Consider the following 13,617-nt stretch of genomic DNA (forward strand, 5'->3'; position numbering starts at 1 on the left):
TAGCTTAAAAATTAATCGAAAGGTTAAAACTCACACTTTTCATAATCGGATAGTTAAACCCATCACCCGAACCTGTGCCAATATCTGGATCAGAGCCATATATATTTCCAACATCAATATCTTTGGTATGTTTATACAATGGTGACCAAGTGAACAGATTCTCTCCCGATAAACCAATGCGCAACCCTTGCACTTTCATTTTCGTAGTCACTGATTTCGGGAAATTATAACCGATCTGAATATTCTTCAACCTCAGGTAAGCAACATTTTGCAAATAGCGCGATTGAGTCGTTTGTTTCAAAGAAGTATTATATCCCGCATATCTTGGCAAGTACCCATTCGTATTTTCTTCAGTCCAGTAATTGTCGACGTGCCATGCTGGCAAATTATTGTACGGACGATTGTATTGACCCCAAAAAATAGACTCATTACTTGGATACCATTGTTGTTGTCCAACCCCTTGGAAGAAACTTGACAAATAGAAATTCTGATAATCAAAATTCAGATTGAAACTATAGATATAACGAGGATCTTTATTACCAATAATCGTTTTATCCCCGTGATTATCCAATGTATTTGTTCCATAATCAATCACCTTACTATCATCCAGATCCGCAAAGCGAATATCCCCAGGATACACAATTCCAGAGTTGGACGATTTAATCAATGTTTGTTTTGGTGCAGCATCGATCTCAGCTTGCGATTGGAATAACCCCTGGGTTTGATATCCCCATATTTCACCTACACGCTGACCAGCATAATAATCATCTAAGTTTCCAGTTTCGTTGTTATATTTATCAATGGTGGATCTGTAATCAGCCACCGTAGCTCTTACACTCCAATTGAATGGTTTATCAGCGATCTGAAATTGGTCTTTATAGTTAACTGATAGCTCAAACCCTTTCGTAGTCATGTCAGCAAAATTTCCTTTTGGAGAACTCGCTCCAAACACATCAGGCAACTGCTGACCAGTGGTATACATATTCAACGTTTGGCGAGAATAAAAATCAGCCACAAGGCTCAATTTATTATCCAGAAGGGATAGATCTAATCCAAAGTTTGCCGTACGAGCAGTCTCCCATGTTAGATTATTAGGAATCACAGCAGGAACAGATGTATAAGGATTTTTAGCACCATTCAGCACTCTTCCTGAGGTAGAGATGCCATATTGATTCAAGAAAGCATAAGGACTAATATTTCCATTTCCAAGAGACCCATAAGACCCTCTCACCTTCAGATCAGAAATAATGGACGGGTTGACATCCCAGAAAGATTCTTGAGAAATTCTCCAACCGGCAGAAACAGAAGGGAAAAATGCCCATTGCTCATTGTTCGGAAATTTCGAAGAACCATCATAGCGACCGTTCACTTCCAATAAGTACCGATCCTTATAGATATAATTCATTCTAAAGAACACACCAGCTAGACGATACTTATTGTATCCAGCAGTAGCCGTAACAGATTCGCCCAATGCTAAATTTAAGTTCTCTGTATTTTCAGTAAGAAGACCATTTTTAGTAATGTAAGTAGACTCATATTGTTGCTGTTCATAATTATACCCTAACAGCCCCTTAAAATAATGATCCTTTCCAAAGGTATCCTCGTATTCTGCATATATATTCGTAAACAAGTTTTTATATTTTTGAGAAACATCATAAATATTATCGTTCATACTCGTTTCCAATCTCCTTATTTCACCCTCTTTCACACTGTAAGGTACAGGAATACGAACACGAGTAGAAGAAAAATCGCGATTTCTAAATGTCAGATCCCCTTTGATCCTGAATTTATTATTAAAGAAGTTTGTTTCGAATGAGGTCGTATTTCTGAGATCGATATTTTCCGAATTCGTACCATTTTTACCATAGATAAAATCCCCTACGGTATAAGCTGCCGAATACGAGAGCGAACCATCAGGATTATAGATCGGAGAAGATGGATGACCTTCATCCGCAATATTCCTCCAGATATTTCCACCCTCACCCCCAGTTGAAGGATCCCGATATTTGATAAAAGAGTAATCAATATTATTGCTCACTTTCAGCCAATCCGTAACTTGTAGACCTGCTTTTGCACGCGTATTATAACTGGTATAGGTATCCGAATTATGACGATACAAACCGTTATTATCAAATACACGTCCCGACAGATAATAATCTAGCTTTTTGTTATTTCCACTTATGGAGACATTATGATCCTGAACAAACGTTTTATCTTTGATCAATTCACCATAATAATCTTCATTTCCAAAGTACACATATTCACCATTTGGATTTACGGTTACTTCTTCGGTATTGCCCTGTTCCTTTCTAAGTCTGAATTGTTCTAACCAATCCAAGGTGAAGATCTGTGTTTTATTTAATTTACTTGGAACAGAAGAGTAGTTATTCCAAGCATTATAAGCCTCGTAAAAACGTTCTGAATATTGGTAGCCATCAGTTACAAAGTCCGGTAAAGTCACTGGGTTTTGTAACGAAACACTACCCGAATACGCGATTGAGCTTTGATCTTTTTTCGCTTTTTTTGTCGTGATCAATACGACTCCAAAAGTACCTCTAGATCCATATATTGCAGCAGAAGATGCATCTTTCAATACAGATACCGACTCGATATCATTTGGATTCAATGTAGATGGATCACCTTCAATTCCATCAATTAAGATTAAAGCAGAACCACCTTGACCGATAGATGTGGTACCACGAATATTAAAACTTGGCGAACGAGTCGGTTTTCCATCAGCAGGAAGAATATTTAAGTTTGGAACAGCACCCTGCAACATCTGACTTGCATTAGCCATTACTCTACCCTCAAACACCTCAGAACCAACCTGATCCACTGCACCAGTTAGGTTCGCTTTCTTTTGAGTTCCATATCCGACAACAATCACCTCTTCCAGTGTATTATCACTTTCTAAGGTAACTTTTAAATTGGAAGCCCTTGCTTCCACCTTAACTTCCTTTGTTGTATAACCAACAAAACTAATACGCAAAACAACAGCTTCGTTTATTTCCTCGAGAGAGAAATTTCCACGATCATCTGTCGTTGTTATCATATTTTTTCCTACAATCGATACCGTAGCCCCACTTACCGATTGGCCATCTTGGTTAATTACCGTTCCAGTAATACGATTTTGAACATGTTTACTCCTCGATTTATTAAAATCGACTTTCACAAAATTATTAGCATAGGTGTTGGAATTGTAAAGCACACCCGCTAATAAAGAAATAGATAGCAATTTATTCATTATTGATTATTATGGTTTAGAAAATTTCAAATCTTGCAACATGCTCTAAGTTATCTGGATAACTTAAAGCAATTAGAATAAAAAGAAAATGCAATGTCAGTCACTAGCAATACATAAAAAAACATCGGCCCAACCCAGTAAAACAAGAATATAACAGTCATCTTTTACCTTACACAACACTACCTCTGCCACCTCTTATTTTCTCGGTACAAGGTTACCCTATCTATGTCAACTCATCATTAAGAATATGTTTAGATTTAGTTAATTAACAGCCTTAAAAAATAGCAATTGCTCCTCTAACACACCATTTAAATAATTCATTTCACTTTACCATTACTTAATAAGTACCTATGATTAATAGCTTGTTTCTGTCTCTCTGGTATTCAAAGCTTCGGAGTTAAATACGAATACAGCAAATTTTAGCGAAACACGTCTATTTAGACCTATTCCCCATAGTGGGTATTTCCACCTACATGCGTTGCATTAAAACTGCAATCCCCCTCTGATTCCTTAGGTATGTTCATCTTGCTTTTCATACTACAAATACGATTTTTCACACAATGTGAAAAAAATGTGGAAAAAGTAATCCACATTCATAATGAAGTATCAAATAATACTGAGATTGTTATTTTACAAACACAAAATGTAGATTATGTGTGCATAAAGTAATATTATGGAAGGGGACGATAACGATATGTTTATACCTCAATAATAATTATCAACACTTATCAACATGTTACCAACAATAAAACACTAAAATTCCCACAAATGGCAATACAGTTATTAACATAATGTTTATAACTTTCTCTAAATGGTGTATAACTTCATATTTTCTAACAAAAAACTCAAAATGTTGAAAAAGTAATTAACATTCCATAGCAAACTGGTTATTGCAAACAAATAGGCAAAGCATGAATCAAATATGTCGATAATATGAATATAAGTCCATATTATTCACAAAATAATCACATTTAAAAGCCTATCAAATAATGCGGCAAATACACTTATTAACATGTTATCAACATTTTTAACACTTATATACCATTAAATTGGCAGCACTATTAACAAAAAGTGAATAACGCCACTAAAAACGTTCAGAAACATAAAAAAAGCTATCCAATCTTTCCACGACTACATTCAAAATCACAGCTCTTATCAACATTGTGGATAGATGTACCTGTTTTGTGAGTTTGACTGAAAATTATTCCCATTTTACCAACATCGTTGATAACTTTGCTGGTTTTATGACTTTGCACCCACCCCTTTGTTATTTTTAACATCATCTTATCCACATTGTGGATAAATCCTCCCGTTTTGTGAGTTTGACTGAAAATTATCCCCATTTTACCAACATTGTTGATAGATTTAGTGTTATTGTGAATTTGGCTTAAAAACGAATCATGATGTTACTGACAAAACGAAATCACACTCATCCGAAATCATACTTTTATCAACATTGTTTATAAGTACCATCGATTTGTGATTTTACCAATATCATCCCCATATAAAAACTCGATAAATTTCAGATCATTTACCAACATCGTAGATAACTAAGGTCATTTTGCTAATTTATCAACAGTACCTTTTCTATCTTAATACCATTTTACCAACATTGTGGAAAAATCTGGTCATTTTGTGATTTTGGCTTAAAAACAAGTCGGGCTGTTAACAAACTAACGGATTTTCTTCACTTCCCACCACATTGCCAAGCAAATCACTCGTCACCAACCACAACTATCTTAACATCACGTGAACAAAATGTGGAAAAAGTAATCCACATTTTAAAATACAAATATATTACACACAAAATCTTATAGAAATAGATAAAATATGGATAACCAGACTATAAACTAAAATTAAAAAAGAAAAGAAGAAAGACTCATCTGGATAATTGGGATAGTTTTCCACACAAACTAACATCTTATCAACATGATATCAACAGCAAGAGAAGACTCATTCACAATAAGCTTCCCTCCGTCCACAAAAAGTGGATAACTTACGGACAAATATGCCCATTTCACAAAATCAAGAGTCTTATCCACAAACTGTGGATAACGAAAGGGCTAAAAGATATGCAGCCCCATTCCCCGAATTGTACCACATAGCGTCAGATACTACCCTGTTTTTACTTATAGCGGTATAATTAATAGAATAGAAAACTTACTCACCTTAAAATGTACCCTTTTTTAAGGCCAGCTCAATAACTCACCTTAAAGCAAGTACAAAAAAGACAAGATTATCTTGAAAAGCCTCCCCTTTTTAAGTTCAGGTAAATAAAAAAAGGGGAGGAAAACATAAACTTCCTACCCTTTTCCAATATACAGGATTTTAAATCCTGCAGCAGTAATCAATCCAGCTCAAGCTACTTGCGCTGCTTCATCACTCGGCCCAACAACCTGCTCACCAACACACTAACACATGTGCCCACTATCGCAGTCAATGCCGTCTGCAAGACATCTCCAAATGAGATTGATGCCCATATCGAACAGATGCCACCACCCAGCGTACCCATCCGCAGATCATTAAACTTCATCGCGCACCTCCTTGTCATCTGTCGTGCGCGTAGGCGACAATAATTCATTAGAAGTTTCCTCCGATAAACCAGCAGAATCCGATTTCTTTTCAGCAGTATCATTATGTTGCTCAGCTTTATCATCCGGTTGCTCCAGCACCATCTCGATAACCCCCAGCCCCAGCCCTACATATTTGAGAATACTCATTACCTTACCTGGCAACTTCACCGGAGCCATTAAGATTACCTGTACTGCCCTACTTATTTTATTGAACCATTTTTTCATATTAAAAAAGTTTAAAGGTTACTCTTTACTTCGTTACTCACTACTAATCAATCCGTTACTAGGTCACTCGGTCACCCTATTACTAACCTCCAAAAAACAATCTCCGGCATTCAGTTTTTCAAGGATAAGCGGATACAATATTTTGTACGCTGCAGCCGAGTGCAATACCCGATAATCACCTTCAAAGAACTGATAGTAGCTCCCCGTGAGCAGACAGCCTTCCGTATCTTGATGGTAATTACCGATATGAACGAACACCAAACTGAAGTTCGGAATCCCCTTAACTTCCACCATACCTTGATGCATACCATCATGCAGCTGTTTATAGCGCGCATTCATACCAGCCGTTTTATTTAATCCCAATGCGTATGTTCCCACTGGGATACATGTTTCGCCCCTGATTTTCACCTCACGGATCGCGTCTTCCAGCACATAACAGATAAAAATCCCGTTCAGATAAAGATGAGACAGCGTACTATTCTTCCCCTGTCTCCTACGTATAAGTGTAAACATCACTACCTGACCAATATACTTGCCGCGTCGCTCCAGTCGCCGGTACCTTGCGTATTCACCGCCCTTACCTGTACTTCGTAAAATTTTCCAACTTCAAGAGGAGCAATGATATTTCCCCGCGATGAAGTCGTAGTAAACCGATCGCCCCACAAATTTTCAAAATCATCACGGATACGAAAACGGTATTCATAGATGGTCGCTATTTTCTGCGAGGCAAATTCCAGTTTTACCTGTCTCGATTGCCTCCCATCCGACAGGCGTACGTTATCCACTTTTAGTGGAACCTGATTAGCAAAAACTGCACTATTGGTCGGAAATCCCGAACTCAGCAAGGTCGAAAGATGCCCCTGGGCCACACCGTTGACATAATAACCCAACTGCTGCAAAGCCACAATCAGCGGTTCGCGGCTTTCATTTTTAACAGCCGTATCTTCCGGAGACCCTCTCTTTCTGGCCACCGCCAGTTTAAGTATAAATTCATCTAAAATAGCCTCCAAGTCCGGTAGGTCCGGTGTCGGATTAGGGTATTTCGCGTTTGAACTCATCGCTCCGATAATGGTTTTAGTTACAATAACCAATTCATCATCTTTCATTTTAGCAAACCCGATCAGGGCTTTCATTTTTGTCGCCATAATTTTGTCAATTGGACTGATACGCAGATCTGTTTCACAACAGGTCCCACATATCGATTAAAAATCTGTTTATTAACACATTAAATATTCCTCGCGAGCTTATTTAATGAGGCAAACATATCCTCAAGGTCAAAAAAAATGAACTTTTGAATCGGATTGGATGATATTGACTCCATTTGAGCCATGCTGAACCAGAAATATCAGCAGTACGGCAATTTCGCGCTATAGTGAAAGGAAGCTCCTGAACAGACCTGTCATTTCCCAACTTGAGGAAATCATTCCGCCCTACATCAGTTCCATTTTTCTCTGTGGAAGTATCATTTCTCCTCCTGGAATTTCGGTTTCCCCATAGCGCAACACCATAAAGACCAATGAGAAACTGATCTTTCCATATGGCTGAATCAAAAAGACTAATGTCGGATTGATTTACCCGTATACAATTGACTATTTTCGCTGTGAGTGAACCACATTTCCGTACGACAAATTACTTTACTCTCCTGTCGAAAACCTTCCGCCATAACGCGGAACCAACAAACTTTAGCAATAGTAACGAAATGAACGAGTGACGAAGTAACCACCTAGCAAACTCCGCTACACCTTACCTTTGATTCGGCTGCGTTCCATCGCCTCGGTCAGGTCTTCCTCAAAGTAGCGGTCATCCCCCGTCAGTGTCATGGGCTTGAGGAGCCCATCTTTCACCCTCCTTTTATACGTTGACAAGCTGATATTCAGATAATCCATTACCTCGAGATGTGTCCACAACTTCCGCTCGGACAAATCGGTTATCGGTGTCTTCCTAGTTCTTGAGACAGTGTTAAATAGCGTAAGAAGATTATAGATGAGAAGCAACGCTTCCGTCAATTTTTCAATTTTATCGATCAGTGTCATCAACACGATATGTAAATTCATGGTCTATTGTGTTAAGACCATCATCGCACAGGTAGAGGAATCTCCTAGGACCAGGAAAAAAAGTAACAGTTCAAAGGTCCGCCAAGCCCCTAAAAACAATAGAAATTCCACAACGGGATGGTAAAGGTTTATAATTACCTTGAAGATAACGATTTACGATGAAAGTTACAGCCGAAGAGCAGATTCAAGTCCACAACTGCTACTATAATAGTAGTAAACAGCATAACTTTCTAATCTAATAAACAGTAAAAAAAGTGACAAAGGGAACACTAACACAGTTATGTTGTAATATCTAAGTATTAGTTAATGGTATATAACACCAATTACTATTATAGTATCACTTTTATCTCCATCAAATGCACAATTAAAAATTACAAAAAATCTCTATGAATTTCATATTGATTCGCTAATTAACAAGTGATGATGACCATACAAACGAACTAATAACTAATTATCTAAAGCAAAATAAACACCACATATTGCGCAATCGGATGCGCAATATGCGCAAACGATTGTTTATAAAACTAATTTTAAAAGACCTAATTTTCCCTGTAGATTGTAACCCTAAACTCAATCATAAAACCATTAACTCACCAATATGATAAACCAACTTGGACCTTTACTATTTAGGGGAAAGACTTCACGCTTAGCAACGCTGATCTTGCTCAGCACAATGGCTACTCAAGAAGCATCAGCCAAATTAACCTTGCCCTATAACCTTGTTGTTACGCAGCAAAACGTAACAGGACGTGTCACTGCGAATCAAGAATCTGTAGCAGGCGTAACCTTGACCGTCAAAGAGAAACCCACTGTATCTGTTTCGACCGACAATCAGGGTAATTTCAGCATTCAAGCCTCCATAGGACAAACACTGGTTGTTTCTGCAATTGGATACAACAGCCAAGAGATAATTATCTCAAGCCTAGTTAATAACATTGATCTTACGGCATCAAACCAAGCACTGGAAGAAGTAGTCGTGGTTGGATTTGGTACGCAAAAGAAAGCCAACCTAACAGGTTCGGTCGCATCATTAGACCTGAGCACCGTTCAGAATCGTGTACAACCCAATCTGGCTTCAGCTATACAAGGGACCACACCAGGTGTTACGGTTATTTCTCGTCCTGGCCAAGCTGCAGCGATTAACGTGCGTGGTCGAGGAAACCTAGGTGCATCTTCGCCCCTCTATGTCATCGACGGTGCCATTTCTGATGGAACTGTATTCAGTAACCTAGACCCGAACAACATTAAATCGGTATCGTTTCTAAAAGATGCCGCCTCATCTGCTATCTACGGATCACGTGCTGCTTATGGTGTGATTTTGGTAACGACCAAAAAAGGTACAGAAGGCAAGATGGCCATCAACTACAGTGGGTATCTGGGTTATAGAACACCGACATACCTCCCGAAAGTGGTGAACTCGACCCAATATGCTGAACTGATGAACGAAGCCATGTTCAACCGCAACCCAAAACTAGGTATGAATCAAGCCTATACTCCGGAAGAAGTTGAAAAATTTGCGAATGGATCCGATCCTGACCGCTACCCCAATACCGATTGGTTTGATATCGCTTTGGACAAAACTGTACCAACGACCAATCATAACTTGAATTTCAGTGGTGGTTCCAGTAAGATAAATTACTTTACTGCATTGGGTTATAACCAAGATCAAGCATTTACACCAGGTTCCGAAAGTAAAAAATACAACTTTCAAACCAATTTGAGTTCCGATGTTACCAACTGGTTAACGATTAAAGGTAATATAAGCTATATCCGCAACCAGGGCGATGTGAAAAATGGCCAACCCGGTCTAGCAAATTTCCTGATTGCCCCGCCAACCATGGTCGCCAAACATTCGAATGGGGAATGGGGAAGTATTTCAGGTGGTCAACTGGCTACGCAATCCTTTCTAAACGCCAATCCATTACGGGCTTATAGCAAAAACAATTGGTCAAACAGTACCACAGAAAACACCATTTACAACTTGGGATTTGATCTAAAACCTATCGACGGATTGGTCTTGAGCGCGCAAGGTATCATGAACCGCTACGAGTACAAAGGTAAATCCTACACGGCATTGCAGGATGAAGTGAAAAACTTCAATACAGGAGCTCCTATTCCGGGTACTGGTGTCTACACCAACCAGATGTCTATGGACTGGAGAAGTAGACAACGTATGCAATACTTAGCAACTGCAGAGTATTCCAAAACCATCGGTGATCATGACTTTAAAATCTTGGCTGGAACCTCTTATGAAGATATGAGATACCAAGCCTTAGGTGGTTCAAGAAAAAACTTCCCTACAGATGGTCTGATAGATATGAATGGTGGCTCTACCGCAGGACCTGATATCAGTAATAACGGAGGATTTGAGGATAATAAGTTACTTTCTTATTTCGGCCGTATCAATTATAGCTTTGCCAATAAATATTTGTTTGAAGCCAATATGCGCGCAGACGCTTCTTCTAGCTTCCATAAAGACAACCGTTGGGGATACTTCCCATCATTCTCGGCCGGTTGGCGTTTAGATCAGGAAGATTTTCTACAAGATGTATCTTGGATCCAAAACCTAAAAGTAAGAGGTTTCATGGGGTGAATTGGGGAACATCAATAACGTAGGCTACTACGATTACTTCCAGACCTATGCAATATTTCCTGCTTATAACTTCAATGATAAAGCAGTTACGGGTACAAAAGAATCCAAACCAGCAAATAGAGGCTTAACTTGGGAAACCGTTACCATGTCTAACTTTGGATTGGATGCAACATTTTTTCAAGGCAAACTCGGTATTGTAGCTGATTATTACATCAAAGAAACCAAAGACATCCTTTTAGCCTATAACACACCTTATGAAGTCGGTTTAGAGCGAAATCCTTCACAAAACATTGGTGCTGTGAGCAACAAAGGCTTTGAGTTGACCTTGACACACGATAACAAGATTGGTGACTTTAAATACCAAGTCGCAGTCAACATGACGACAAATAAGAATAAAGTCGCCAATTTAGGAGGATCTCAGGATATGATCTCGAATGGAGGAGACAAGATCCGCTACATTTTACGTGAAGGTCAAGCCATTGGATCTTATTTCGGTTATGTAACCGATGGACTGTATTCACAAGCAGAAATCGATGCAGATCAATACTACGTGTTCGGTCGTAAGCCCAATGCTGGCGACATCAAGTATGTGCCCCAACGTGAAGGCGTCAAATATGGTGAAGATATTACAGGTGAAGACCGTGCGATCATCGGATCGGATGTACCGACCTTTACCTACGGTATCAACCTGAACCTGGAATACAAAGACTTCTTCTTATCAGTATTTGGACAAGGCATCAGTGGTGCATCCGTAGGATTTGAATCGGAACAAGTATCGGCATTCTTTCTGAATTCTGCGCCACGTGAATATCACTTAGGACGCTGGAATATGGCAAACCAAGACCCAAATGCTTTATATCCGCGCATATATGGTGGTGCTTCAGCAGACAACTACAACCAGAATTTTTCGGACTTCCAGTTATTTGACGCCGACTACTTCCGCATCAAGACAATTACATTCGGCTATGCTTTACCCAAAACATTTGCCAACCGCATCAAATTAGGTGGGGCTAAGGTATTCTTATCCGGTGAAAACTTATTCACCATCAGACAGGACAAAAAGATGAAGGATTTTGATCCTGAATCATCAAGTGGGCGTGGATTGGGTGCCTTAGGTGTAAAATCAATCGCGCTTGGTCTAAACGTTAATTTTTAATTTGCTATCTCAGATGAAAAAAATAAATTACACTTTATTAATCGCTGCAGGACTATTATTCTTTAATTCCTCCTGTAGTTTAGTTGTCGATCCACCTTCCGAAATTTCTGCCGAAGGCTACTGGAAGACAGAAAATGATGCCTTTTTAGGTTTGAATGCATGTTATGCACAGATGCCAGCGATGGACATTTGGGATGAGATGACCACAGACAACGCACATAGTCACAAACCTTGGGAAGGTCCGTACGAATTGATTCAACAAAATGGAATTAGTACACAAGATAACCAAGGCTATGGCTTTACCGATATCCGTATCTTCAATAACTTTATCGAAAAGGTAGAAACAGTCAACGTATCAGAAGAACTAAAAGCCCGTATGCGAGCAGAAGTTCGTTTCTTACGCGCGTTTTCTTACCTGAACCTAACTTCCAAATTTGGCAAAGTACCTTTGATCACCAGCACATTGGAGTACAACGGTCCATTACTGCAACGTGATCCAGTAGAAAAAGTCAGAAACTTCATTCTGACAGAGCTTGAAGAGGTGGCTATGATATTACCTACCACTTATAACAATAGTTTTCTGAATGAAAAAGGTCGTATCACACAAGGTGCAGCACATGCCCTTCGTGCCCGTGCTGCCTTGTATTTTGGAAATTATGCTGAAGCAGAAAAATCTGCGGATGCCGTTATTAAGTCTGGCCAATACCAATTATTTACGGTCATTTCACTAAATGCTGCTCAACAAAAAGAAGCCGCGGAATTGGATCAGTTCATCGATTTCGAGGAAAAGGGAATCGATAGAGATGCTTTCGTAAAAGGTCTTTTTAGCTATGAGTCGCTATGGCACAATGAAAATGCCAATCCATCCAATCCTGAATACATCTTGACCAGAGAATTCATGGCACAGGATGATAATATTGACTGGGGAAGATATGTTTATATCCGTCCGAGTCAATTAGTACAAGGTTACTCATCGTACGAGCCCATGCAAGACCTGATCGATGCTTACTGGGATATTGACGGTCAAACCATAAGAAAAGTTGATCCACAACAACGTCAAACTTCATTTGCAAAAATAACAGCAGAAGTTGAAGGATTGGATCAAAATGGATACATCGCTAAAGTAGCGGGTATGGATCTCAAAAAAGATGCCTATATGAAAGAATTCAGAAATAGAGATAGCCGCTTATATGCCAGTATCCTATTCCCATTCAAGGGTTGGCATGAGACCGACTTTGGCACATTCTACTACCGTTGGGATCCAAAGTGGTCTGGAAAAGACGGTAATGAATCTTGGACAGGGTACAGTTACCGTAAGATGGTATCTTTAACACCTTACCAAGACCAAGCAAGTGTAGAAGACTATCCAACGATCCGTTTCGCCGAAGTGTTATTGACCTATGCAGAAGCACGAGTAAAAAACACGGGTTGGGATGGGCAAGCACAAGAAGCCTTCAATAAATTGCGTACCCGTGCAGGTATGCCCAAAGCACCAACAGCATTGGGACAAGCACAAGCGCTTGATTTGATCCGCAACGAACGCCGTATCGAATTGGCAGGCGAAGGCCATCGCTATGAAGATATCCGCCGCTACGGCAATGACTATGCAAGCAAAGCAATGTCGGGCGATACCCAGGCACCAAATGGCGATATCGTTGTTAAAAAAGCATGGGGCGAACGTTTAATGCTCATGCCTATACCACAAGCAGCGATTGACCTTAACCCATCATTGGGCCAAGACCAAAATCCGGGATATTAATCATACATCTACC

At 39.4% G+C, this 13,617-nt stretch carries 9 protein-coding genes; 3 read left to right on the forward strand and 6 right to left on the reverse strand.

Features of this window, described 5'->3' with window-relative positions:
• Positions 1-4: 4 nt before the first annotated feature.
• The 6 genes from ACFX5U_RS20295 to ACFX5U_RS20320 all read right to left on the reverse strand — a co-directional run bounded on the left by ACFX5U_RS20295 (position 5) and on the right by ACFX5U_RS20320 (position 8,096).
• Positions 5-3,244: a SusC/RagA family TonB-linked outer membrane protein gene (locus ACFX5U_RS20295; protein WP_400261894.1), complete on the reverse strand. Its 3,240-nt coding sequence runs from the start codon at positions 3,242-3,244 to the stop codon at positions 5-7.
• A 2,362-nt stretch (positions 3,245-5,606) separates the two neighbouring features.
• On the reverse strand, positions 5,607-5,756 hold the full coding sequence (locus ACFX5U_RS20300) for a hypothetical protein (protein WP_400261895.1): 150 nt from the start codon (positions 5,754-5,756) through the stop codon (positions 5,607-5,609).
• 10 nt (positions 5,757-5,766) lie between these two features.
• The gene (locus ACFX5U_RS20305) at positions 5,767-6,042 is read right to left on the reverse strand and encodes a hypothetical protein (RefSeq protein WP_400261896.1); all 276 of its coding nucleotides are present in this window, start codon (positions 6,040-6,042) and stop codon (positions 5,767-5,769) included.
• Positions 6,043-6,105: 63 nt separating this feature from the next.
• Positions 6,106-6,555 (reverse strand): DUF5675 family protein, encoded by a 450-nt coding sequence (locus tag ACFX5U_RS20310; protein WP_400261897.1) that lies wholly within the window; start codon positions 6,553-6,555, stop codon positions 6,106-6,108.
• A gap of 2 nt (positions 6,556-6,557) precedes the next feature.
• Positions 6,558-7,187 (reverse strand): fibronectin type III domain-containing protein, encoded by a 630-nt coding sequence (locus tag ACFX5U_RS20315; RefSeq protein ID WP_400261898.1) that lies wholly within the window; start codon positions 7,185-7,187, stop codon positions 6,558-6,560.
• Positions 7,188-7,778: 591 nt separating this feature from the next.
• Positions 7,779-8,096, reverse strand: coding sequence for a hypothetical protein (locus ACFX5U_RS20320; RefSeq protein WP_400261899.1), 318 nt, complete (start codon positions 8,094-8,096; stop codon positions 7,779-7,781).
• Between the two features lie 598 nt (positions 8,097-8,694).
• On the opposite strand from ACFX5U_RS20320, the gene ACFX5U_RS20325 reads away from it, so the two are divergent.
• The 3 genes from ACFX5U_RS20325 to ACFX5U_RS20335 are packed head-to-tail and all read left to right on the forward strand — an operon-like array spanning position 8,695 to position 13,604.
• Positions 8,695-10,689, forward strand: a complete 1,995-nt coding sequence (locus ACFX5U_RS20325) for a SusC/RagA family TonB-linked outer membrane protein (RefSeq protein WP_400261900.1) — start codon at positions 8,695-8,697, stop codon at positions 10,687-10,689.
• 1 nt (position 10,690) lies between these two features.
• A complete protein-coding gene (locus ACFX5U_RS20330; protein WP_400261901.1) occupies positions 10,691-11,845 on the forward strand; it encodes a hypothetical protein in 1,155 nt (384 codons plus the stop codon).
• Positions 11,846-11,858: 13 nt separating this feature from the next.
• On the forward strand, positions 11,859-13,604 hold the full coding sequence (locus ACFX5U_RS20335) for a RagB/SusD family nutrient uptake outer membrane protein (protein WP_400261902.1): 1,746 nt from the start codon (positions 11,859-11,861) through the stop codon (positions 13,602-13,604).
• The last annotated feature ends 13 nt before the right edge of the window (positions 13,605-13,617 follow it).

Source organism: Sphingobacterium sp. SG20118, assembly GCF_044740685.1.
Lineage (GTDB): Bacteria > Bacteroidota > Bacteroidia > Sphingobacteriales > Sphingobacteriaceae > Sphingobacterium.

Bases quoted from the DNA above. Each gene is read 5' to 3' on its own strand.
- ACFX5U_RS20295 (WP_400261894.1), bottom strand. From the start codon at position 3,244: ATGAATAAATTGCTATCTATTTCTTTATTAGCGGGTGTGCTTTACAAT.
- ACFX5U_RS20300 (WP_400261895.1), bottom strand. From the start codon at position 5,756: ATGGGTACGCTGGGTGGTGGCATCTGTTCGATATGGGCATCAATCTCA.
- ACFX5U_RS20305 (WP_400261896.1), bottom strand. From the start codon at position 6,042: ATGAAAAAATGGTTCAATAAAATAAGTAGGGCAGTACAGGTAATCTTA.
- ACFX5U_RS20310 (WP_400261897.1), bottom strand. From the start codon at position 6,555: ATGTTTACACTTATACGTAGGAGACAGGGGAAGAATAGTACGCTGTCT.
- ACFX5U_RS20315 (WP_400261898.1), bottom strand. From the start codon at position 7,187: ATGGCGACAAAAATGAAAGCCCTGATCGGGTTTGCTAAAATGAAAGAT.
- ACFX5U_RS20320 (WP_400261899.1), bottom strand. From the start codon at position 8,096: ATGAATTTACATATCGTGTTGATGACACTGATCGATAAAATTGAAAAA.
- ACFX5U_RS20325 (WP_400261900.1), top strand. From the start codon at position 8,695: ATGATAAACCAACTTGGACCTTTACTATTTAGGGGAAAGACTTCACGC.
- ACFX5U_RS20335 (WP_400261902.1), top strand. From the start codon at position 11,859: ATGAAAAAAATAAATTACACTTTATTAATCGCTGCAGGACTATTATTC.